The 21,663-nt window shown below is 72.3% G+C and carries 26 protein-coding genes and 1 pseudogene; 8 read left to right on the top strand and 19 right to left on the bottom strand.

Annotated elements, in window-relative coordinates:
• Window positions 1-9: 9 nt before the first annotated feature.
• Both ETU37_RS21120 and ETU37_RS21115 read left to right on the top strand, forming a co-directional pair.
• Window positions 10-1,149 (top strand): sensor histidine kinase, encoded by a 1,140-nt coding sequence (locus tag ETU37_RS21120; protein ID WP_129989312.1) that lies wholly within the window; start codon window positions 10-12, stop codon window positions 1,147-1,149.
• Window positions 1,146-1,802, top strand: coding sequence for a response regulator (locus ETU37_RS21115; protein ID WP_129989311.1), 657 nt, complete (start codon window positions 1,146-1,148; stop codon window positions 1,800-1,802). Before ETU37_RS21120 ends, ETU37_RS21115 begins: the two co-directional genes overlap by 4 nt.
• A 67-nt stretch (window positions 1,803-1,869) precedes the next feature.
• On the opposite strand, the gene ETU37_RS21110 is transcribed toward ETU37_RS21115, so the two are convergent.
• On the bottom strand, window positions 1,870-2,628 hold the full coding sequence (locus tag ETU37_RS21110) for an aminoglycoside adenylyltransferase family protein (protein WP_165372627.1): 759 nt from the start codon (window positions 2,626-2,628) through the stop codon (window positions 1,870-1,872).
• Window positions 2,553-2,861 (bottom strand): annotated as a pseudogene (locus tag ETU37_RS24005) (TetR-like C-terminal domain-containing protein); the annotation flags it as partial. The gene ETU37_RS21110 and the pseudogene ETU37_RS24005, both read right to left, overlap by 76 nt.
• Before the next feature lie 26 nt (window positions 2,862-2,887).
• Between ETU37_RS24005 and ETU37_RS21100 the strand changes: the two are divergent.
• The 4 genes from ETU37_RS21100 to ETU37_RS21085 all read left to right on the top strand — a co-directional run bounded on the left by ETU37_RS21100 (window position 2,888) and on the right by ETU37_RS21085 (window position 5,316).
• Window positions 2,888-3,484: a GNAT family N-acetyltransferase gene (locus tag ETU37_RS21100; RefSeq protein ID WP_129989309.1), complete on the top strand. Its 597-nt coding sequence runs from the start codon at window positions 2,888-2,890 to the stop codon at window positions 3,482-3,484.
• A complete protein-coding gene (locus ETU37_RS21095; protein WP_206054102.1) occupies window positions 3,481-4,152 on the top strand; it encodes a DinB family protein in 672 nt (223 codons plus the stop codon). Before ETU37_RS21100 ends, ETU37_RS21095 begins: the two co-directional genes overlap by 4 nt.
• A gap of 62 nt (window positions 4,153-4,214) precedes the next feature.
• A complete protein-coding gene (locus ETU37_RS21090; RefSeq protein WP_129989308.1) occupies window positions 4,215-4,556 on the top strand; it encodes a metallopeptidase family protein in 342 nt (113 codons plus the stop codon).
• Window positions 4,540-5,316 carry an SDR family NAD(P)-dependent oxidoreductase gene (locus ETU37_RS21085; protein WP_206054101.1) on the top strand — a complete coding sequence of 259 codons (777 nt, stop codon included), beginning with the start codon at window positions 4,540-4,542 and terminating at the stop codon, window positions 5,314-5,316. Before ETU37_RS21090 ends, ETU37_RS21085 begins: the two co-directional genes overlap by 17 nt.
• A gap of 46 nt (window positions 5,317-5,362) precedes the next feature.
• On the opposite strand, the gene ETU37_RS23370 is transcribed toward ETU37_RS21085, so the two are convergent.
• The 9 genes from ETU37_RS23370 to ETU37_RS21045 all read right to left on the bottom strand — a co-directional run bounded on the left by ETU37_RS23370 (window position 5,363) and on the right by ETU37_RS21045 (window position 12,527).
• Complete coding sequence (locus tag ETU37_RS23370; protein WP_165372626.1) at window positions 5,363-5,533, bottom strand: hypothetical protein; 171 nt, start codon at window positions 5,531-5,533, stop codon at window positions 5,363-5,365.
• Window positions 5,534-5,614: 81 nt separating this feature from the next.
• The gene (locus tag ETU37_RS21080; RefSeq protein WP_129989307.1) at window positions 5,615-5,872 is read right to left on the bottom strand and encodes a DUF3303 domain-containing protein; all 258 of its coding nucleotides are present in this window, start codon (window positions 5,870-5,872) and stop codon (window positions 5,615-5,617) included.
• Window positions 5,873-6,235: 363 nt separating this feature from the next.
• Window positions 6,236-7,063, bottom strand: coding sequence for a hypothetical protein (locus ETU37_RS21075; protein ID WP_129989306.1), 828 nt, complete (start codon window positions 7,061-7,063; stop codon window positions 6,236-6,238).
• A gap of 69 nt (window positions 7,064-7,132) precedes the next feature.
• On the bottom strand, window positions 7,133-7,714 hold the full coding sequence (locus tag ETU37_RS21070; protein WP_129989305.1) for a hypothetical protein: 582 nt from the start codon (window positions 7,712-7,714) through the stop codon (window positions 7,133-7,135).
• Between the two features lie 132 nt (window positions 7,715-7,846).
• Window positions 7,847-8,773, bottom strand: a complete 927-nt coding sequence (locus ETU37_RS21065; protein WP_129989304.1) for a cation diffusion facilitator family transporter — start codon at window positions 8,771-8,773, stop codon at window positions 7,847-7,849.
• Window positions 8,773-9,477, bottom strand: a complete 705-nt coding sequence (locus ETU37_RS21060) for a cation diffusion facilitator family transporter (RefSeq protein ID WP_129989303.1) — start codon at window positions 9,475-9,477, stop codon at window positions 8,773-8,775. Before ETU37_RS21060 ends, ETU37_RS21065 begins: the two co-directional genes overlap by 1 nt.
• Window positions 9,474-9,857: an ArsR/SmtB family transcription factor gene (locus tag ETU37_RS21055; protein ID WP_206054134.1), complete on the bottom strand. Its 384-nt coding sequence runs from the start codon at window positions 9,855-9,857 to the stop codon at window positions 9,474-9,476. Before ETU37_RS21055 ends, ETU37_RS21060 begins: the two co-directional genes overlap by 4 nt.
• A gap of 151 nt (window positions 9,858-10,008) precedes the next feature.
• Entirely contained in the window at window positions 10,009-11,103 is a 1,095-nt protein-coding gene (locus ETU37_RS21050) for a medium chain dehydrogenase/reductase family protein (protein ID WP_206054100.1), read from the bottom strand.
• A gap of 77 nt (window positions 11,104-11,180) precedes the next feature.
• Entirely contained in the window at window positions 11,181-12,527 is a 1,347-nt protein-coding gene (locus ETU37_RS21045) for an alpha/beta hydrolase (RefSeq protein ID WP_129989301.1), read from the bottom strand.
• Between the two features lie 174 nt (window positions 12,528-12,701).
• Here ETU37_RS21045 and ETU37_RS21040 point away from each other — a divergent pair, with 174 nt between their 5' ends.
• Window positions 12,702-13,172, top strand: a complete 471-nt coding sequence (locus tag ETU37_RS21040; RefSeq protein WP_240755867.1) for a methyltransferase family protein — start codon at window positions 12,702-12,704, stop codon at window positions 13,170-13,172.
• Between the two features lie 145 nt (window positions 13,173-13,317).
• On the opposite strand, the gene ETU37_RS21035 is transcribed toward ETU37_RS21040, so the two are convergent.
• From ETU37_RS21035 to ETU37_RS21010, 6 genes are all read right to left on the bottom strand, one after another.
• On the bottom strand, window positions 13,318-14,037 hold the full coding sequence (locus ETU37_RS21035) for a GAF and ANTAR domain-containing protein (RefSeq protein ID WP_129989300.1): 720 nt from the start codon (window positions 14,035-14,037) through the stop codon (window positions 13,318-13,320).
• A gap of 103 nt (window positions 14,038-14,140) precedes the next feature.
• On the bottom strand, window positions 14,141-14,884 hold the full coding sequence (locus ETU37_RS21030; protein ID WP_129989299.1) for a GAF and ANTAR domain-containing protein: 744 nt from the start codon (window positions 14,882-14,884) through the stop codon (window positions 14,141-14,143).
• A gap of 137 nt (window positions 14,885-15,021) precedes the next feature.
• Window positions 15,022-16,341, bottom strand: coding sequence for a cation:proton antiporter domain-containing protein (locus ETU37_RS21025; protein WP_129989298.1), 1,320 nt, complete (start codon window positions 16,339-16,341; stop codon window positions 15,022-15,024).
• Between the two features lie 240 nt (window positions 16,342-16,581).
• The gene (locus ETU37_RS21020) at window positions 16,582-17,271 is read right to left on the bottom strand and encodes a GAF and ANTAR domain-containing protein (protein ID WP_129989297.1); all 690 of its coding nucleotides are present in this window, start codon (window positions 17,269-17,271) and stop codon (window positions 16,582-16,584) included.
• A 12-nt stretch (window positions 17,272-17,283) separates the two neighbouring features.
• Complete coding sequence (locus tag ETU37_RS21015; protein ID WP_129989296.1) at window positions 17,284-17,892, bottom strand: flavodoxin family protein; 609 nt, start codon at window positions 17,890-17,892, stop codon at window positions 17,284-17,286.
• 52 nt (window positions 17,893-17,944) lie between these two features.
• Complete coding sequence (locus tag ETU37_RS21010; RefSeq protein ID WP_129989295.1) at window positions 17,945-18,793, bottom strand: SigB/SigF/SigG family RNA polymerase sigma factor; 849 nt, start codon at window positions 18,791-18,793, stop codon at window positions 17,945-17,947.
• A gap of 301 nt (window positions 18,794-19,094) precedes the next feature.
• Between ETU37_RS21010 and ETU37_RS21005 the strand changes: the two genes are divergently transcribed.
• The gene (locus ETU37_RS21005) at window positions 19,095-19,862 is read left to right on the top strand and encodes a sigma-70 family RNA polymerase sigma factor (protein WP_206054099.1); all 768 of its coding nucleotides are present in this window, start codon (window positions 19,095-19,097) and stop codon (window positions 19,860-19,862) included.
• A gap of 7 nt (window positions 19,863-19,869) precedes the next feature.
• Here the strand turns inward: ETU37_RS21005 and ETU37_RS21000 are convergent, their stop codons facing one another.
• On the bottom strand, window positions 19,870-20,562 hold the full coding sequence (locus tag ETU37_RS21000) for a GAF domain-containing protein (RefSeq protein ID WP_129989293.1): 693 nt from the start codon (window positions 20,560-20,562) through the stop codon (window positions 19,870-19,872).
• A 337-nt stretch (window positions 20,563-20,899) separates the two neighbouring features.
• Window positions 20,900-21,595 (bottom strand): SRPBCC family protein, encoded by a 696-nt coding sequence (locus ETU37_RS20995; protein WP_129989292.1) that lies wholly within the window; start codon window positions 21,593-21,595, stop codon window positions 20,900-20,902.
• Between the last annotated feature and the right edge of the window lie 68 nt (window positions 21,596-21,663).

Here is a 21,663-nt window from a genome sequence, read left to right as displayed (position 1 = left end):
GCTGGAGCCGTGGTCACTGCCCGGCGCTCCATCTGGCATGAGCCGCGGCCTGCTGACGCCCCACCCATCGGTCGGCTCGACTGGCTGCTGGTGGGCGTGTTCGCGGCCGCCGCCTTGATCGAGGGCATCGCTCGGCCGGGCTTGGCCTGGCGCCCCCTGGTGACGGTGCTCGCCCTGGCGCTGATGCCTGCCCTGCTCTGGCGGCGGAGTCGCCCCCTGACGGCCGCCCTGCTCGGATGGGGCGTCGCCGGGCTGCTCTCGGTCCTCCAGCTGACTGCGCACGCCGGGGACCTCGGCCTCTCCTCCATGATGGCCGTCCTGATCCTGCTCTACTCCCTGGTGCGGTGGGGCTCGGGTCGGGAGATGGTCCTGGGGACGGCGTTCGTGACAGTCGTCGTCGCGCTGGGGATGTACGTCGCCTCCGCGGGCTGGGCCGACGTTTTCGGCGGGAGCGTCCTCTTGCTGTTGTTCGTCGCCCTCGCGGCGGTGTTCCGCTACCGCGCGGACCTCTGGCACCGCCAACAGCGCGAGATCCGCAATCAGGAACGGGTGGCGCTGGCGCGCGAGCTGCACGACACCGTGGCCCACCACGTCTCGGCCATCGCGGTGCAGGCGCAGGCCGGTGGCGTGGTCGCCGGCATCCAGCCTGAGAAGGCCGTCGAGGTCCTGGCCGCGATCGAGTCTGAAGCGTCGCGAACCCTGGCGGAGATGAGATCCATGGTGCGGGTGCTGCGTGAGGAGGAAGCCGTCGCCTACTCACCGCAGCTGGGTGTCGCGGACCTGCGCGCTCTGGCGCGCGCCGACGCGACGCCCACCGTCGAGGTCTCGCTGGACGGTGCGTTGACCCGGCTGGCACGACCCGTCGATGCCGCGCTCTACCGGCTCGCGCAGGAATCGCTGACCAACGCCGTACGGCACGCCCGGAGCGCGACCCGCGTCGGGATCGACGTACGCCGGGAGGGCGACGCCGTCAGGCTGCGTGTCAGCGACGATGGACAGACCGAGCCGGGGTCAGCCCCGGAGCCTGGGTTCGGCCTGCTGGGCATGGCCGAACGCGCCCAGCTCCTCGGCGGATCGCTCTCCGCGGGGCCGGGGCCCGAGGGTGGCTGGGTGGTCGAGGCCGTGCTGCCGGTGGAGGCGCCGGCATGAGCATCCGTGTTGTCGTAGCCGACGACCAGGACTTGGTCCGGACCGGGCTGGTGATGATCCTCGGCGCGCAACCCGGCCTCGAGGTCGTGGGGGAGGCAGCAGACGGGCTCGCAGCGCTCGACCTGGCGACCCGGCTGCGTCCCGATGTCCTCCTCGTCGACATCCGGATGCCCGGCCTCGACGGCGTCGAGGTGACGCGGCGCCTGGCCGGGCCAGGCGTGACAGACCCGATGGCGGTCGTCGTGATCACCACCTTCGACCTCGATGAGTACGTCCTCGGCGCCCTACGCGCCGGCGCCCGCGGCTTCCTGCTCAAGGACGCCGGGCCGGAGCTCCTCGTGCAGGCCATCCACGCGGCGGCCAACGGGGACGCGCTGATCGCCCCCAACGTCACCCGCCGGCTGCTGGCGACCTTCGCCGACCAGGCGCCGGTGGTACCGGTCCAGCCCATCGACCCGCTCACCGAGCGCGAGGAGGAGGTGCTCGCGCTGGTGGCGCGGGGCCGGACCAACGCCGAGATCGCCACCGAGCTCTTCGTCGGCCTGAGCACGGTCAAGACCCACGTCGCATCGTTGATGACCAAGCTCGGCGCCCGCAACCGCGTCGAGATCGCGATGTGGGCATACGACACCAGACGCGTGAGAGCCGATTAGCGCGTACGGATCACAGCGCAGGCGTGGGGTTCGGTGGCCCAGCGATGAGTGGCGGCCGGCCGTGGGGTCAAGCCCGGAACGCGTGGATGCGATCAGTCAGGGCCGTGGCTGTGGCGGCTGCTTCGCTGTGGAGCTCGGTCCAGTCGTCTCGGGCCTCGCCCCGGTAAGCCCGCGCAGCGAGGTCCACGATGTCTGCGTGCGCCGATGCGAGGCTCGAACAGATGTCGGCCGCAGCCACATCTTTCGGCGCAATGAGGCCGGTGCGGAGCGAGAATAGGATGCGAGCGAGCGTGAGAAGCACGTTGCGCTCGTCGCCGACGAGACCGTCGAGCAGGCTGGGCAAGGCGTCGAACATCGACTGCGTCAGGTGCTCCCGGGGCACCGGGTCGGTGAGCTCGACCAGCGGCGGACCCATCAGCACGGACGAGTGCTGGCGTGCGGACGTGATCAGAACCGGAAGGTTGGGATCGGTCTCGCGGCGGGGTAGGACGCCGGCCTCGTAGTCGGCCCGACGCCACTCGCCGTACAGAAAGTCGCGCATCGCCGGGTAGCGCCACGGCTTGATGTCGTCCTGGACGAGTGAGATCAGCTCGATGGGGCGGCCCGGCTGCAGGGTGGCCCGCCTCCCGGAGCAGCGCAGGAGGTGCTCCACCAGAACGCGACGTTCACCAGTCTGTAGCGGCGCGCGGGTGATGAGCAAGATGTCGAGATCGCTCTCGGGGCGCAGCCCGCCGTCGCAGTACGAGCCGGTCAGGTACATGGCCACGGGTGAGCCCGGCGCCTCCCGGGAGACCAGTTCCTGAAGAGTCTGGATCGCCGTTGCCACAGGCAGAGCCTGCCGCGCTTGCCCCGGATGCGCAGCCGGTTATTCGTGGACGCGACAGGCCACAGGGTCGGTGGGAATCGACGCCGGTGGTGGAGCGGTCCCAGCAGGAGGTCGGTCACCAGTTCCGGGTCGAGGTCGGACCGCGGCTCTCCTCGGGCGATACCCCGTTCGACGAGTGCGGTGACGTCGGCGACCCGTCGGCTCACACCTCGGGTCCTGATCCGCTTCCGAGCGTCCGGCCGGCAACTAGGGTCGCCGCATGCCTGAGTTCACCTGGCTCCCGGCCAACCAAGCAGCACCAGAGGACGTCGAGGCGGTGTTCGCCACGGGGGGCGCCCACAAGTGCCGCTGCCAAGCGTTGAAGGTGCCTGGCTGGATCTGGCGCGACACCACCCAGGAGCAGAGGGACGCCGCGCTGCTGGAGCAAACCGCCTGCGGCACGACGACCGGACCGACGTCTGGGCTGATCGGGTACGTCGACGGCGAGGCGGTCGGCTGGGTCGCGGTCGAGCCTCGCGAGAACTACCCCAGGCTGTGGAGCCGGAAGCAGGCGTGGATGCGGATGGACCCCGATCTGGAGGGCGTCTGGTCGGTCACGTGTTTCGTCGTGCGCAAGGGCTGGCGCCAGTCGGGGCTGACCTACGAGCTCGCCACCGCCACCGTCGAGTACGGCGAGCAGGTCGGCGCCCGGGTCCTGGAGGGGTACCCGATCGAGCCGCCGCCGGGAAAGTCCGTGATCTGGGACGAGGCCTCCGTCGGGCTGGTGCAGGTCTTCGTCGAGGCCGGTTACGAGGTGGTGTCCTCGCCCACCCTTCGGCGACGCGTGGTGCGACGTCGACTGGGCACCCACTCATGACCGACACCGACCCGCCCGACGAGGGCTCCATGTCGCACGAGGCGCAGCCGGTCGCGGTCCGCGGGACCAAGGTGGCGCGGTCACGGCGCTCACGTCCGCCGATGGCGATCGACTGGAACGGTGAGCTGCTCGACCAGGTCGAGACGCACTGGCACCAACGGCTGCGACCCCGCCTGGAGGGGCTGTCGGACGAGGAGTACTACTGGGCACCGGCGCCCGGCAGCTGGACGATCCACCGCCGCGGGGAAAGCCCGGCACCCGTGTCGTACGGGGCCGGCGACTACACCTGGGACTACGGCCCGGCGTCCGATGGTCCGGCGCCGATGACCACCATCGCCTGGCGGCTCGGGCACCTCATCGAGACCCTCGCCTCCATGAACGGCGTCTACTTCGGTGGCCCGAGGGTGACGGCCGAGACGTTCGACTACCCGGGCAGCGCCGAGACGGCTCTCCGCCGGCTCGACGACACCTACGCCGCCTGGGTGGCCGGAGTCCGCGAGCTCGGCGACGAGGGCCTCGCCGCGCGGCAAGGCTCCAAGAGTCCACCCGAGTTCGCCGACGCGCCCGTCGCGAGGGTCGTCCTCTACACGAGCGTCGAGATCTTCCACCACGGTGCAGAGATCAGTCTGCTGCGCGACCTCTACCTCCGCGAGCCACAGGCTCGATGACGGGAGGGGCCAGGCGACGACGTCGGTGGCCGCGCGTGCACATCGGGTTGGACACTTGCGGCATGGTCGAGGTCGATCCCGAGGGCTTCGAGGTGATGGTGGCCGAGGCGCTCGACGGCATCCCGGACGAGCTGGGCGAGCTCATGAGCAACGTGGCCGTCACGGTGCAGCACGACGGCGGCCCGGCGGGCCTGCTGGGGCTCTATCAGGGCGTGCCCCTGACCCGACGCTCGATGTCGTACGCCGGCGCCCTGCCCGACCGGATCACGATCTATCGGCGTGCCATCTGCGCGGTGTGTGCCAGCGAGGCCGAGGTCGTCGAGCAGGTTCGGCGGACAGTGATCCACGAGGTGGGTCATCACTTCGGAATCGGCGACGCGCGGCTGCGTGAGCTCGGATGGTGAGTCAGCAGCACCCCACCTTCGGCTGACGTGCGGTGCCGGGTCGGCCCGCCCGGGATGTGCGGGAGAGGCGCACGCACGACGGCTCGCCTCCGCCGGTGCGAAGGTCGTCCTGACCGACCTGAACGCCGACCTGGGTCAGCAGGTCGCCGACTCCATCGACGGGGCCGCCGTCTTCGTCCAGCACGACGTCACCGACCCGGCTTCGTGGGCCCAGGTCGTCGAGATCGCTCGAGAGACCTACGGCATTCCGAACGTCCTGGTGAACAACGCCGGGTACGCCGGCCCCGAGGTCAAGGCAGCCGACTTCAGCGACGCGGACTACCTGCGCACCATCGCGATCGACCAGCACGGCGTCTTCTACGGCATGCGCGCCGTCATCCCCGGGATGCTCGAGGTCGGCGGCGGGTCCATCGTCAACATCTCCTCCACCGCCGGTTTCCAGCACAAGCCGGACACACCGAACCTGGCGTACACCAGTGCGAAGTTCGCAGTCCGCGGGATGACGAAGGCGGTCGCGGCGGAGTACGGCGCGAGCAACATCCGCGTGAACTCCGTGCACCCCGGCGGCATCCTGACCAAGATGCTGGTCGACACCGTCCCGGAGGAGCTGCGCAACCAGATCGCGGCCGCGTCCATCCCGATGCAGCGGTTCGGTGACCCGGACGAGGTCAGCGCGCTGGTCGCGTTCCTCGCCTCCGACGAGTCGTCCTACATCCACGGGACGGAGCTCGTCGCCGACGGCGGGCAGCTCGCGATCTGAGTCGCGCTCGTCGCCCTGCCCCGGCGGTGTCGCCGTGGCCACCTGACTAGGAGCCCCATTCGGTGCCCTTGCCCTCGGCCTTGGTGCGTGCGTCGCGGGCGGCGCCCCTGATGTCGTGCGGGTCGGCCCCGCGGCGTCGTTGCTTGTGGTCGTACCACCCCGCCCACAGCAGACCGAGCACCAGGGTGATGCCCACGAACCAGGCCAGCAGCGCCATGACACGACTCCTTCCGTGTCGACAGGCACAAGCCTATCGCCGCGAGGCGCCGCCGGCGTCGGCAGATTTCTCCGGCAGCGTCTAGCGGTGGGGGGCGACCGGCCGGTCGCTGACCGGGGTGATCTCGCACAACGTGACGCCGGCGCCCGGCTTGAGGAACGCCTGGAGGTGCGCGATGTCGTCCGTCTCCACCACCAGGTACGTCGTGTGCTGCGGGAACGCCAGCCAGTAGCCGTGGACCGTCACGTCGGGGTGGTCGCCGTCGAACAACGAGCGCGATCCACCCGAGCCGAAGGGGCAGTCCGCCGGTGCGTGCGATTGCTTGATGTGGAACAGCATGGCGCTCCTCGGTCATCGTGCGTCCGAGCGGACGCCTCCCGTTGCCTCAGATTCCTCAGGACGGCCCCGCGCGTCAACCGGTTCAGGAGTCGGGCTTCGCCCGAGTTGCCCTGCCTCGCTGCCACCTGGCTGTGCAGGCGTCGCAGTAGCCGTGGTTCGCGGGTCTGCCGGCCGGCAAGGGTGCCCCGCAGTTGGTACAGAGACGGGCACTTCCGCGGGGGTCGGTGGCCACGTCGGCCGCCGACGGCGGGTCGGCCTCGCTGCCCCCGCTCCAGGCCGTGGTGCAGGTCGCGCAGTACCCGCCGTCCCCGGGATGGTCGGCCGGCAGCGGTCTCCCACAGTTGGCACACGTGACGCTCGAGCTCATCGGCTGCGGGCCTCCTGGTGTCGTGAACCGTCCGTCTCGCTCGCGTCGGAGAGGGTGTCCAGGTCGAGCAGCCGGACGTTGCCGGGGTCCTGGTTGGCGGCCAGGGACCAGATCGTCGTGTCGTGGCCGGACCCCGCGAGTCGTACGGCGGCCTGGCCGGTGACGTGGAAGTGACCGTGGGCGAGCAGCAGCGGCTGGACGCCGAGCACGGCCCGCGTGACCTTCTCGATGCCGTCCTGGGCGTAGGCGAGCGACGAGTCCGGCCAGCCCCACGGGTTGCTCCGGATGATGTCGGCGACGGGTTCGGTGCAGTACGGCGGTCCCGGGCTGTCGTGGGTGAGCATGATCTCGGCGTGGCCGCCGGCGATCGTCGCCTCGACGTGCTCGTCGCGGATCACCTCGGACGACCACCAGTCGATCCCCTCGGTCAGCAGGTGGCGGTTGACCGACGGAGCACCCCCGAGCGCCACGAACGAGCGGCCGCCCATCTCCCAGCGATGTCCGCGCGGCAGCATCGCGACATGGTCGGACAGCTGGATCGGCCTCAGGCTGCCGTCGTCGCTGCGCCGGCGCGGGTCGGCCCACAGCTGGTCGAGGCGAGCCCAGTTCTCGTGGTTGCCACCGATGCAGAGGAGCCGCAGCCCGAGCTCCGCGCAGACCGACTCGATCGCGGCGAGGTAACCCTCGGGGTCGGCCCCCATGCCGAACCGCAGGTCACCCAGCTGACAGGCCACCTCCACGTCGCCGCGCTCCCCCAGTGCTCGGAGGCGGCTGACGGCCCACTCGCGGTCACCCTCGAGGTCGCCGACCAGACCGATGATCATGCGGCGGATCATGCCAGGCCGGCCGCGCGCCGCCTGTTCGTCCTTCGTGACTCGGCTGGAGGCGCGTCCTCAGCCGCGCCGGACCTTGCTCGACCACACGTTCCACCGCGGGAAGTCGGGGCGCTGCGCGTCGTCGACGTACACCGTGTTGCCGTCCGGCGTCGACGCCGTGACCAGGCCCACCTGCACCCAGCGCGGCTTCTCGAGGCAGTCCGTGTCCAACGCGAGCTCGATCGTGTTGGCGTCGTAGTCGATCGCGTGGTGGATCGACGCGCACTCGATCTCCTTGCCGTTCCAGGTCTCGAACGCCGCCTCGCCGCGCCAGGAGCTGAGCGCGTTGACCACCACGCGGTAGCGCCGGCTGTCGGAGGTGCGCACGCTCAGGGCTGCGATGAAGCGCTGGCTCGTGCGGGCGAGGTCGGTGAAGCCGAACTTCGCCTTGATCTGCCGGTTGCGGTGGTCGACGAGCACCGACACGACGTCGGTGTTGACCATGTCGCCGTAGAGCGTCGCGGTGTTGTCGGCCTGGAGCAGGTAGACGTCGGAGGCGCCGTCGGCGTACGTCAGCTCCTGGCCGTGCGCCGCTCCCCCTCCGATGGCGGCCAGCGCCGTCGCGACGACGATGACGACGCGCGAGATCGAGTGAGCCATGAGAACCCCCGTCGGTTCCGGCTGGACGCCGATGGTGACGTCCTGCTGAGAACGTCAGTGGACCCTGCGGCTCCGTCCTTCCGCCATGGCGAATTCACACCAGATCGGAACGCCCCAACCGAGCCAGTCCCCTCACCAGTCGAGCTCGTGGCAGGCGCGGCTCGACGTCGGCTCCACCTGCAGCGTGGCATGCACGATCCCGTGGTCGTCGCGCAGCACGCGTCGGGCCTCCTCGAGGATGCCGGCGAAGTCGCCCGACTCGGTCGCGACGAGGTGTGCCGTCGCGACGTGCATGCCCGACGTCAGGGTCCACAGGTGCAGGTCGTGCACGTCGTCGACGCCGTCGACGGCCGTGAGGTCGCGCGCGACCACGTCGACGTCCATGTCCGCCGGGACGTGCTGGCCGAGGACGGCGAGGACCTGGCGGCCGAGGACGACCGCGCGTACGGCGACGAAGAGTCCGATCGCCAGCGCGACGACGGTGTCCCACACCGGGTCACCGGTGACGGCGATCAACCAGCCGGCGGCGATGACCCCGACCGAGCCGGCGGTGTCGGCGACGACCTCGAGGTAGGCGCCCTTGACGTTCAGCGACTCCGACGACCCACCGCGCAGCAGCAGGAGCGCGACGACGTTGACCGCCAGGCCGATCGCGCCGACGACGAGCATCGGACCGGTGTCGACCACGACGCCCTCACCGAGCCGCGACACCGCCTGGACGACGACGTACACCGACATGCCGAGCATGAGCAGGACGGTGAGGCCCGACGCGAAGATCTCGGCGCGGTAGGAGCCATAGGTGCGCCGCCCGCTGCTGTCGGGTCTCGTCGCGATCCGGGTCGCGACCAGGGCAGCGCCCAGCGCCACCACGTCGGCGGCCATGTGGCCGGCGTCGGACAGCAGGGCGAGCGATCCCGACAGAAGGGCGACGACCAGCTCGAACACGAAGAACGACGCGACGAGGCCGAACGCGACCGCGAGGCGCCAACGGTGCCTCCCGCCCGCGTGCCCCTCCGACCCGGCCAGAGGCGCGTGACCGTGCCCGTGCCCGGCGCCCATCAGTCGCGCGCCTTCGGATCGGAGGTGACCGGCAGGAGTGACATCGCCCGCGGACCGCTCGCGTCGGTACCGCAGCCGGCGCAGCAACCCTCGCCGCGCCAGGCCTCGCGACCCTCCTTGACCGCGACCGCCGCGATGACCAGGCCGGCCACCGGGTCGGCCCAGGACCAGCCGACGGTGGCGTTGAGCAGCAGCCCGAGGAGCAGGACGGCCGACAGGTACGTGCACAGCAGGGTCTGGGTGGAGTCGGCCACCACGGCGTTGGAACCGAGCGCCCTGCCCGTGCGCCGCTGCGCGAACGAGAGGAACGGCATGATCGCCAGCGACGCGACCGCGAGCGCGATGCCGACGGGCGACGCGTCCGGGTCGTGACCCATGACCAGGGCACGGACGGACTCGAACGCGACGTACGCCGCCAGCGCGAAGAACGAGAGGGCCATGAGCCGAAGCGCCTGGCGCTCGCGGCTCTCGGGCATCCGGTGCCGGAACTGCCACAGGATGATCAACCCCGAGGAGACCTCGACCACGGAGTCCAGCCCGAACCCGACGAGGGCGACCGATCCGGCGACGAGCCCGGCACCGATGGCGACGGCCGCCTCGACGACGTTGTAGGTCACCGACGCGAGCGCCAGCAGCTGCGCCCGCCGGCCGAGCCGGCGCCGCAGCTCGTCGCGGTCGACCGTCGCCGCAGTCGTGGCGCTCACCCGTGCTCCTCGGTGCCACCCGGGCCGAACCGCGGGCACAGCACGACGGCGTCGCCGGTCTCGCCGAGCAGCCGCTCCGCGGCGGCCAGCAGGGCCAGCGTGGCGTCCGGGTGTGCCAGCGCGTAGACCGAGGCGCGCCCCTCGGGACGTACGGTGAGGATCCCGCAGTCGAGGAGGCAGGCGAGGTGCTTCGACACCGTCGACTGCGCGAGCCCCAGGTGCCGGGTGAGGTCGACGACCCGGTGCTCCCCCAGCGCCAGGTGCTGCACGATCGTCAGGCGCGACCGGTCGCTGAAGCCGTGGAACAGGCAGGCCGCCGCCGTGAGCGCGGCGACCTCGTCGACCTCCGCGACATCGTCGTCCCGCACGGCTGCCGCCATGACATCGCCCACCACCTCTTTCATCGCCATATGACGATGCTAGCGTCCAGAGCGCCCCGCGGCGAGCCGGCCCCGCCCCGCGCCCGAGACGATGCGCGGCATGGACGCCGCCCGGTCGATCGCAATGTCCGGGGCGGCCGACCGGTGACGGTCAGCCCGGTCGGTCCGACCCGTCCGGGACCAGGACGAGCTTGCCCTTCTCCGCGGAGCCGGCCAGCAGCTCGTGCGCGCGCCGCGCCTCGGAGAGCGGCAGGCGTTCGGCGATCATCGGCCGGATCCGGCCGGCCCGCAGCAGCGCGAGCAGCGCGGAGAAGTCCTCGCGGAACTGTGCCGGGTCGCGTGGACCCCCGCCGACCGGGAGCGCCTCGGACCGCTTGCTGACCGGGACCAGCTGACGTCCCTCACGGAGCTTCTGGATGCGGTAGGCCATCACCTTCCGCCGCGGCGACAGCAGGCCCCACAGCGCCACGCCGCCCGTCGCGGCGTACCACTCCGCCCACGCCCGCCAGCTCTTGTGGCCGTGCGACAGCGTCGAGTAGTGGCCGAAGACGACCAACCGGCCGCCCGGCCGGAGCGCCCGGAACGAGCGCAGCGAGAGCGCGCCACCCATGCCGTCGAGCACCACGTCGACGCCGCCCTCGGGCAGGGCCCGCACCCGGGCGAGGAAGTCGTCGTTGCGGTAGTCGATCGCCACCGCGCCCTTGCTCTCCACCGTGGCCAGGTCGCGGTGCGCGGCGGTCCCGAACATCCGGAGTCCCGCGACCGCTCCGAGCTCCAGCACCGCCGTGCCGACCCGGCCGGCCGCGCCGTGCACCAGGACGGACTCCCCCGCCCGGACCTCGGCCATGCGGTGGAGCAGCTGGTAGGCGGTCATGTAGGTCAGCACGAGGCCGGCCACCTCGGCCGGGTCCAGGTCGTCGGGCACCTCCACCGTGTTCTCCTCGAGCACGCACACGCGCTCGGCGTCCGCGCCCCACACCGTGAGGGCCGCGACGCGGTCCCCGACCCGGAGCCGGGTGCAGCCCGGACCGACCTGGTCGACCACTCCCACCAGCTCGTACCCCGGCGTGAACGGGGGCTTCGGGACACCCAGGTACGTGCCGGCACGCAGCTGGGCGTCGGTGAACGACACCCCCGCGGCCAGCACCTCGACCCGCACCTCACCCGGACCCGGCTGCGGGTCGTCGACCTCCACCACCCTGATCACCTCAGGCCCGCCGAAGCGGTCGACCAGCACACGCTCCATACAAGCGAACGTACGGCGGCACGACGTGACTGCCAGGGCCGAACGTCACCGCACAGCGTGGCCGAGGTCCCTGGCCGTCACCGGCGAGGCAGCGGCGAGGACGTTCGCACCGACTCGACGACGTCCTGCACGGCCTTGCTGACAGCCGCGGCAGCAACCGGGTCCTCGAGCAGTGTGCCGTGGCTGGCGCCGGCCACGACCCGGTGCAGGCTGTTGGTCGACAGTGTGGCCAGCTCGTCCTGGTCGGCGATCCACTCGGCGTCGCTGCCGACGCCCGCGGTCAGCACGACGAGCGGCCGGTCGCCGAGGTCGTCGAGACGCCCGGCCTGGCTGGTCGAGCGGGAGCCCACGGCGTACTCCTCGACCGTGCCGGCGACGTGGTCGGCGGTGGAGGCGCTGGCCCGGGCCACGTCACGCGACCCCGGGGGCAGGTCGGCGTAGCTCGTCTGGGCGAGGAGATGGCCGACGCCCACGCGGGTGGTCGCCGCCGCGATTGCCGCCACGCGTCCGGCCAGGTCGTACCCGGTGCTCTCGGGGGGCACGGGAGCCGACGACGGGGCGGTGGAGTCGATGAGCACCAGTCCGGCGACCTCGCGGGGGTACTGCGCGGCGAACGACATGACGTACAGCCCACCGAAGGAGTGCCCGGCGAGCACGTACGGGCCGGGCACGTGGGCCCGGTGCAGCGCCGTGCGGAGGTCGGTGGCCGTCTGGGCGCCGTCGGGGGGTGTGGGCGCGGGGTCGCTCCAGCCGCGGCCAGCGCGGTCGTACACGCAGACCGTCGTGTCGCGCGCCACGGCCGGGGCGACCCAGCCCATCTCGGCGGACATCAGGCCGGCGCCCGGCTCGAGCACGACGGTGGGGCTGCCCGACCCGGTGCAGCTGAGGTGCAGCCGGTGGTCGCCGACGTCGACGAGCCGGCCCGGCACGGCCGCCGACACGTCGCGCGCGGAGCTGACCGCTTCGTAGCCTCCGCCGAGGGCGAGGACCAGCAGGACGGTGAACACCGGGTAGAGCAGCCAAGGGCGCGTCGCGCTGATCAGGTCCCTGCGGGAGCGGAGGAACATCCACACGACCAGCACCAGCAGCACGGGCGGCCACACCCAGGCAGCGGCGCGCTCGAGCGTCGTCCCCGGCGCCAGGAGCACGACGGCCACGCTCGCGGCCATGTACGCCGCCGGTGCCCAGGCCCAGCGCTGCGGCTGCAGGGTCAGCCGGGTCGACAGCAACGCCAGCGCGGCCCACCCGACGGCGAAGCCGAGCAGGGTCACGCCGGTGACGACGTGCTCCTCCGGCGGGACGAAGGGGGCGAGCACGAGGAACACGGCGACCAGGAGCCCGGTCAGGAGGGACCCGGCGACCACCGGGCCGATGTGCAGCCGGTTCGTCGTGGCGAGGTGGGCCCGATGTTCCGTCGTCACCATGGCGTCCCCCTTCCGGACGTGACAGCCCGAGAGGATGCACCGTGCGCGTGCGTCCCTCTCACGCTAAGCACGCCCCCCGGCCCCTCGGTAGACACCGTTCGGGTGGGGCACCGGCCCACCCGGTCGTGCCCCCACCTCTCGACGTACGCGCGCCGATGGTGGACCGTGTCAGGTGTGCTGCGCCTCCCGCCACCGCTCCTGATGCTCGCCGCCGGCGTCGTCCAGCGGGTCGTCTCACCGTCCGCCACGCCGAGCCGCGGCCGGACGACGGTGGCCGTCGCTCTGGCGGTCGCGTCGGCGTCGTTGGCCGGCGCGTCGGCCACCCGCTTCCGCCGCAGCGGCACCACGGTCCAGCCGTTCGAGCCCGAGCAGGCCTCGACGCTCGTGACGACGGGCGCCAACGCGCTGACCCGCAACCCGATGTACGTCGGCATGACCGGCCTGCTGCTCGCTCACGCGGCGTACCGCGGCTCCTGGCGGGCGCTCGTGCCGGCCGCGACGTTCGTCACCTTCATCGACCGGTACCAGGTGCTCTTCGAGGAGCAGGCCCTGGCGGCGAAGTTCGGCGCGGCGTACGACGAGTACTGCGCGACGGTGCCGCGCTGGCTGGACGTCCGGTCGGTCGCAGCGGCGCAGTCCGGCTGATCGACTGCACGTGCGCGTGTGCGCCCTTCCCAGCAGCAGCGCCCGTCGCGGCTCTCGGGGGCGGCCGAGGACGGTGCCCCGAGCGACGACCTGGCCGGCGACCTGCCCTCGTCGTGGTGAGCCGCCGGGTCCGACCCGGGTTCGGTCAGTCGGGCTCGGGGCGGCGCGCCCCGGGCAGGTCCGGCAGCTCGCGGTGGGTGGCGAGCTCGTGCGCGACGTCGTGCAGCTTGACGTTGAGGTCGTTGGAGTAGCGGCGCAGCAGCGCGAAGGCCTGGTCGGCGCTGAGGTCGTAGCGCTCCATGAGGATGCCCTGGGACAGGCCGATGACGTGCCGCGTGTGCACGGCCGTCTGCAGACCGGCGATCTCCCGGGCGGCGGACAGGGCGATCGCCGCGTGGGTCGCGAAGAGCAGCAGCAGGTCGATGTCGTCTGGGTCGGTGAAGAGCCCCGGCTCCACGCCGTACACGTTGAGCGCGCCGAGGGCGTCCTCGTCGCCCATCAGCCGGACGCTGAGCAGGGAGCGGACCCCGACCTCGGCGGCGACGCGCGGCCCCCAGGTCGGCCACCGGGCGTCGACCGAGACGTCGCCGCTGCGGAACCAGTCCGCCTGCTCCACCGCGCTGAGGCAGGGGCCCTCGCCGGTGTCGTACTGCAGCGCGTCGGCGCGCTCGGCGCGCTCGTCCGTCGCGCCCAGCGTCGCGAACCGGCCGTGCCGGCCGCGGACGGTGAGACTGACGGCGTCCGACCTCGGCAGGAGGTCGAGGGTGCGGGCGACCATCGTCTTGGCGGTGACCTCGTCGTCGGGTGCTCGCTTCAGCTCGCCGGCCATGTCGGCCAGCAGCGCGGCGCGGTCCTGCGTGCTCATGTGGTCGCCCCAACAGACGTCGACGTCGGTTCCCGCCACTGTGACACAAGCGCCGGTGACGTCTCGGAGGGCGATGGCGGGACCGGCACCGGCACGCGCTGCCTCAGTCGGGCAGGACCGGCAGCCGCCGGGTGGCGGCGATGTCCTCGCAGACGTCGTGCACCTTCACGTTCAGGGCGTTGGAGTACCGCCGGAGCAAGGCGAACGCCTGGTCGGAGTCCAGGTCGTAGCGCTCCATGAGGACGCCCTGCGCCATCCCGATGACGTGCCGCGAGTGCACGGCCGTCTGCAGCCCGCTGACCTCCCGGGCGGCGGCGAGGGCGATCGTCGCGTGGGTCGCGAAGAGCAGCAGCAGGTCGATGTCGCTCCGGTCGCCGAAGCGGCCGGCGGAGCGCGCGTACACGGTGAGCGCGCCCAGGGAGTCCGTCTCCCCCACCAGCCGGACGCTGAGCAGCGAACGGACCCCGAGCTCGCCGGCGGCCCGAGGCCCCCAGACCGGCCACCGCGGGTCGGTGGCCACGTCCCCGCTGCGGTACCACTCGACGTGGTCGCCCGCCTCGAGGCACGGCCCCTGGCCGAGGTCGTACTGGAGAGCGTCCGCCAGAGCGGCGCAGTCGTCCGTCGCGCCGAGCGTGACGAACCGGTTGTGCCGGGCGCGGACCGTGATGCTCGCGCAGTCCGCCCCGGGCAGCAGGTCGAGAGTGCGCTCGACCATCGTCCTCGCGGTCAGGGCCTCGCCGGGCGCCTGCTGGAGCTCGGCGGCGAGCCGCGCCAGGAGCTCGGCACGGTCGTGCGACGACACGGTGGAGGTAGCGGGGTCGTCGTGGTCGGCCCGAGGTGTCGGCACCCCACCAGCGTAGTCGTCGTCGCGCACCCTCGGCGCACCGTCGATCGCTCGCAGGCGCAGGTACGGCGAGCCGTCCCCTTGATCCAGGCCATGGCCACGAGGCCAGGCCGCGGCGGTGGAGACCTCCTCGTCGCCGACTAGGACCCGCCGTCGGCACGGACGCGCTCCCGCGTCCGCTCGAGCCGGCGCAGCCACGGCGTCGCGGTGATGCCGTGCAGCAGCACCGAGGCGGTGACGGTGAACCCCACGGTCGCCCACAGCTCGTCGTGCCCACCGAAGTCGGCCTGACCCGTGGCATACGCGAGGTAGTAGAGCGAGCCCACGCCGCGCACGCCGAAGAAGGCGACGGCGAACCGCTCCGCGGGGCGGAACGGGCCGGTGCCTGGGCGCCCGGTGCGGCCGAGGAAGAGCGCCACGACGCCCGACAGCGGCCGCACCACCAGGAGCAGCCCGACACCGATCACGACGCTGCGCCAGGTGAGGTGCTCCAGCAGGCCGTTGGTCAGCGCCATCCCGAGCAGGAGCAGGACCACGAGCGTCATCAGGCGTTCGAGCCGCTCGATCATCGCGTGCATGTGCTCGTGGTAGCTGTGCCCGCGCTCCGCCTGGCGCAGCGCCACCGCGCAGGCGAAGACCGCGACGAAGCCGTAGCCGTGCACCAGCTCGGTGACGCCGTACGACAGCAGGACGGCGGCCAGGGCGAGCAAGGGCTCCCCCGACTCCGCCAGCCGCAGCGACGGGGCGGGCGAGCGGAAGGCCGCGCGCGCGAGCACCCACCCGGTCGCGGCGCCGACGAGCACGCCGAGCACCACCCGGCCCACCAGGTCCCAGGCGAACCAGACGGTCCACGAAGCCGCGCCGGCCGACGCCGCCACCAGCAGGGCCGCGTGCACGAAGGGGAAGGCGAGGCCGTCGTTGAGCCCCGCCTCGGACGTCAGCGCGAACCGCACCTCGTCGTCCTCGTCGATGCCCTCGTGCTCCTGGGCGTCGTCCTCGAGCACCGTCGGCCCGCCCACCTGTACGTCGGACGCGAGCACCGGGTCCGTCGGCGCCAGGGCGGCTCCGAGCAGGAGCGCCGCCGCGGGGGCCATCCCCAGCAGCCCCCACCCGAGCAGGAAGACGCCCGCGATGCACACCGGCATCGCGATGCCGAGCATGCGCCACGTCGTGCTCCACGCACCCCAGCTCCGGGGCCGGAGCCAGCGCAGCGGCCGGTCCAGCGCCAGCCCGACGCCCATCAGCGCGACCACCACGGTGAACTCGGTCAGGTGCTCGACGAAGACCCGGTGCTCCCCCGGTGACAGCGAGGCGTCGCGCATCGGGAGCAGCCCGAGCAGCGCCCCGACGGTCAGCAGCACCATCGGGGCCGAGACGGCCTGCCGGTGCAGCAGGACCGGGAGCGTCACGGCCAGCAGGAGGGCGCCGCCCACGAAGGCGTAGACGAGGTCGGCGGTCATCGGCACTCCGTCCGTCCGGGTCCTGCCGTGCGGGCAGGACCTCGGTCGTCATCCTCGCTCCGTCCGGTCAGCCCGGAGGCGGCGGCGGAGTGGAGGGCTCGGTCTGCGGCTCGGTCGGGTCCGGCCCGGGCAGGTCGGGGTCGAGTGGGCTCGGCGTCGGAGCGGGCTCCACGGGTTGCGGTACCCGGTCGCACAGTGACCATGCGCCTCGGGCTCGAGGCCGGCTTCCACCCGGCGTCGTCAGCCGGGGTCGTCACCGGCCGTCGGGATCCCGCCGTGCTCCACGACCTGCCGCGCCAGGTCCCGCAGCGGGACGTTGCGGTCGTTGGACACCCGCCGCAGCGCCTCGAACGACCGGTCGGGCGTGAGGCGGAACTTCTGCATGAGGATCCCCTGGGCCAGGCCGATGTCGTGCCGCGACCGGAGTGCCGACTCCAGCCCGGTGATCAACCGGGCCGTGCGCATGGCGGTGGTGGCGTGGATGCCGTAGGTGATCGCGAGGTCCACGTCGTTCGTGCTGAACGCCCGCGGGCCGTCGCCGTACATGTTGAGCGCGCCCAGCACGTTCGTCGTGTCCGTGAGCTGGACGGCGATCACCGAGCCGACCCCGAGCTCGGCGGCCCGCGGCCCCCACCGCGGCCACCGGTCGTCGTGCGCCAGGTCGTTGGAGACGTACGAGAAGTCCTCGGTCACCGCCTCGAGGCACGGCCCCTCACCGAGCTCGTACTGAAGCTCGTCGCAGGCGACGACGACGCCGTCGCTCGTGGCGGTCGACTCGAGGCGTCCGCGGCGCGTCCGCAGCGTGACGCCCGCGTGGGTGCACCCGGGCACGACCTCCAGAGCTCGCTTGACGACCTGCTCGAACGTGACGACCTCGTCCGGCTGAGCCGCCAGCTCACGGGCCAGCTCGGCGAAGGCACGGGCATCCATGTCGGTCCCTCCTCAGGCGGCGGGGTAGCTCGAGGAGCGCAGCAGACGGGCCAGGTGCGCGGCGTTCGCCGCGAGAGTCTTGGTCGTCTGCGCCGTCTTCTGCGGCCGCGGGTCCACATCTGCGTAGTCGGTCGGCTGCATCGCCTCGCCGACCCAGTAGGTGACGCCGTTCGCGGGGATCGTGAAGCCGACATCGCTCATCGCCTGGTAGACCTCCGCGGTCACGTGGTGGGCGCCGTCCTCGTTGCCGACGACGGCCAGGCAGCCCACCTTGCCGTACGTGAGCATGCGGCCCTCGTCGTCGGTCTCGGACAGCTCCGCGTCGAGCCGCTCCAGCACGACCTTGCACACCGACGAGGGCTGTCCCAGCCAGATCGGTGTCGCGATGACCACGATGTCGCTGTCGAGCATGCGCCGGCGGATCGAGGGCCACCCGTCACCGTCTCCCTCGTCGGTCTGGACACCGAAGCTCACCCGCTCGTCGACCACGCGCACCTGCTCTCCGCGCACGTCGTGCTCGGCGAGGGCGTCGAGCAGCTCCTGCCCCAGCGTCTCGCTGCTGGAGGCGGTCGGTGCCGGCTTCAGGCTGCAGTTGAGGACCAGGGCGCTGAGTTCGCTCATGCGCCGGCGGTGCCCACGTGCCCGCCAGGTAGTCCTCTCTGTTCCCCCGGGCTCAGCCGCTCAGCGCCAGGTGCTCGGCGGCCGCGTCGTCCTCGTCGAGCTGCGAGCGCAGGTCGTCGAGGATGCGCGCGAGCAGGCGCGACACGTGCATCTGGGTCACGCCGATCTCGTCGGCGATCTCCTGCTGCGTGCGGTCGTGGAAGAAGCGCAGGTCCAGGATCCGGCGGTCCCGCTCGCCGAGCCGCCGTACGACGGGCGCGAGGAGGAGCCGGGCCTCGGCCGCGTCGTACGCGGCGGCCTCGTCGCCGAGGTGGTCCCCGAGGCTCGAGCCGCTCGACTCGTCCTCGCGCACCGGACGGTCCAGCGAGTCCGGGAGGTAGCAGCCGTCGGTGCTCAGCGCCTCCAGCACCCGCTCGGGGTCCTCCTCCAACACGTCGGCGATCTCGGACGGACGCGGCGACCGGCCGAGCTCCTGGGTGAGCTCCGCGGCCGCCTCGGCGATGCGGCCCTGCAGCTCCTGGATCCAGCGGGGTGGCCGGACCGTCCATCCCGAGTCCCGGAAGTGCTTCTTCAGCTCCCCGCGGATGGTCGGCACCGCGTAGGAGAGGAAGTCACGTTCGAAGCCGGGATCGAACTGGTGGGCCGCGCGGACCAGGGCCATGAAGGCGACCTGGTCAAGGTCGTCCTCGGCGATGCCCTTGCTGCGGTAGCGGTGCGCCACCGAGCGGGCCACCGGCATGTTGAGCACGACGACCTCGTCGAGCAGGCGGTGTCGCTGAGCGGGTCTCGATGTCTGGGCCTGCTCCAGCAGGTGGGCGGTGCGCTCGATGCGCTGGGAGCGGGTGAGCGGTTGTTCGGTGACCCCGGACGGCGTGCGTCGGGCTCGGTGCGACGTCGACATGTACTGCTCCGTCGTGCGTCTCGGCCCCGCCGTTCTCTCCAGCGGTGATGGCTATACCCGAGGCCCTACCCAGATCTGCACCGTCCGAACCTCGCCTGGCGCGCCGGTATCGCGGTGTGGTCGACGACGCCCGACTTGCCCTGGTGTGTCCGCGGGGTAGCGTGCGAAGAAGCGCGACCGCGAGCGGTCGTCCCGTGCACAGGGTCGCTGGAGCTCACCGGCGGCGTCTCGGACGCACACCCCCAGGAGCAACGACATGACGTCCGCCGCACCTACCACCGAACTTCCACGTGCGGAGCGCATGGCCCGCACCGCCGACTGCCTCGACGAGGCCCGCCATGCCCGACCCGCCAGGAGGGACAACCTGGTCGAGCAGGTCGTGCTGCTCAACATGCCTGTCGCCCGCTCCGTCGCCCAGCGCTACCGCGACCGCGGGCTCCACGAGGACGACCTCGACCAGGTGGCCTACCTGGCGCTGACGCGCGCTGCGCAGAACTACGACACCGAGCTGTCGTCGGACTTCCTCTCGTACGCCGTCCCCTGCATCCGGGGCGAGCTGAAGAAGCACTTCCGCGACAGCGGCTGGTCCGTCCGTCCGCCCCGACGCGTGCAGGAGCTGCAGGCACGGATCTCGAGCGCACGCTCGGACATGGCCCAGCAGCTCGGGCGCTCTCCCGACCGGGACGAGCTCGCCGACGAGCTGCACGTCGACGGCGTCGACCTGGACGAGGCGATGTCGGCGGACGGGTGCTTCCAGCCGACGTCACTCGACCGGCCTCTGGTCGAGGACTCGACCACGACGGTCGGCGAGCGCCTCACCGACGAGTCGCACGACCTGGCCAGCGCGGAGGCGCGGATGACCCTTGCTCCGTTGGTGCGCCGGCTCGGCGAGCGGGACCGCCGCATCGTGGAGCTGCGGTTCTTCCACCAGGCCACGCAGCAGGAGATCGCCGAGGACATCGGGGTCACGCAGATGCACGTGTCCCGGCTCATCACGCGGATCCTCGGGAACCTCCGCGAGGACCTGGACGACGCAGACGACGCAGCGACGGAGGACCCGGGAGCCTGACCGTCGCTCAGGAGCCCCGCTGCCCGTTCAGCAGCATCCGCGCGAGCGTGGGCTCGCTGATGCCCGCGCGCGAGGACGCCTCGCGGAGCCGCCGCCGTGCCTCCGTGAGACGGAGGTTCAACCGCGCCGCCGCGACACCGACCGCGACGTCGATGGTCTCCTGCTCGGCGACGATCGTCGGAGCGGCCGCGGCGCGCAGCCGGGAGGAGAACCACAGGTCGTCGTTGCTGGTGGCGCCGGGAGCCCAGGCACCGACGACGGCCGCCAGCTCCTCCTCCCTGCCGGCGAAGGTGTCCGGGTGCTCGCCGTACAGGGTGACGCTGCCCAGCACCTCGCCCTCCTCGACCAGCGGGAGCGACAGCGTGCTGCGCACCCCGGCTGAGGCATCGGCGGTGGCGTGGAGGCGCCAGGCCTCCTCGTCGGTCGGGTCGTCCGGCACGGCGCGGAGCCGGGTCGCCCCCTCGCCGTCCCGCGACCGGATGAGGAAGTCCAGCGGGTCCGTCCTCTGCAACGGTGTTCCCGGAGTGACGAACGTCAACGTGATGCCGGTTGGCGACTGCGCGATGCTCATGCCCGTGCAGGTCGGCACCAGCGCCTCCACGCGGCACGAGAGCCTCTCCAGGTCGGCGAGGTCGCCGCGTTCGCCGTCGCCGAGGTGCAGCGCGCGCAGCGCCTCGACGGTCTCGGGGACGGGTTTCACGCGTCTCGACTCATGGACGCACCCTCGGAGCTCCGCTCCGTGCGCATGCCCTTGTCCTCGAGCGCCTCGTACTGCTTCTCGTTCTTCACGTTGCTCGACATGCTCGGCATCGTGGTCTCACTCCTCTCCTGACAAGGGCCCCGCGATCCACCGGACGGCATCGTGCGCGGGCTGAGCACCTCGTACGACGTGCCTGGCGGAGCAGACGGAGGGCGCGAGGTCCACGGGCATGTGGGGGCGGTGCCCACCTCGCTCGTCGGCATGCCTGTGCTCGCTTCGTCGGCGGCCGCACGGGACGCGCATGTGCGCCGGGGTCGGGGGTACCGCCGCGGGCGCGTCAGCCCCTCGGGACAGGGGACGTCGGGTCCGGCTGCAGCCGGGCCCGGCACGCCGACTCCTCGGCGCGGCACCTGATGCCGCGCAGCATCCCGGTGGCCATCAGGTGGTCGGCCGGGACGATCGTCGCGACGTAGAACGCGGCGAACCACCGCGGCTGCATGTGCCCACGCACGCGCGTGTGCAGCCGGGTCCCGCCGGCGGTCGCCGTGAGCAGGAAGCACCAGGTCCAGCTGATCCGGGCGCCGTACCTCTCGCCCCAGCCCGGCGGCACGTGGGTGGTCGAGTGCAGCAGCAGGAGGTGCGGCGCCTCGGCCTCGACCACGACGTACGCCGCCGTGCCGGGCGGGCCGTCGGGGATCACGTCGCCGGGTCCGAGGTCGCGCACCAGCATCGGGTCGAGGTGGTCGAGGCTCGGCCGGTTGTCCGGGAACATCAGCCGGTCGACCCAGCGCGGGGTGTAGTAGCCGCCGAGGTGCCAGCCCATCTGCGCCAGCCAGGGCCAGACCTGGTCCGGCGACGCCGCGACGTTCACGGCGTGGTCCGTGACGAGGTGCGCGTCGGGCACCAGCGCGTCCCCGGGCAGCGCCGCGCGACGCTCCGCCGGCGTGCTTCCCGACGTCCGCCCCAGCACCTGCAGCGCGGCGTACGCCGAGAGCACGGACGCGCCGGCGAGCGCAGGGAGCGTTGCCTTCATGCCCCGAGCCTGGCGGCACCGGGCCACGCCGGGACAGGGCCGGAGGACCGTCGACGGCGGGGACTCCA

This window comes from Nocardioides iriomotensis, assembly GCF_004168035.1.
GTDB lineage: Bacteria > Actinomycetota > Actinomycetes > Propionibacteriales > Nocardioidaceae > Nocardioides_B > Nocardioides_B iriomotensis.
Note: the sequence above shows the minus strand (reverse complement) of the source record. Positions and strands in the feature narration are given on the sequence as shown.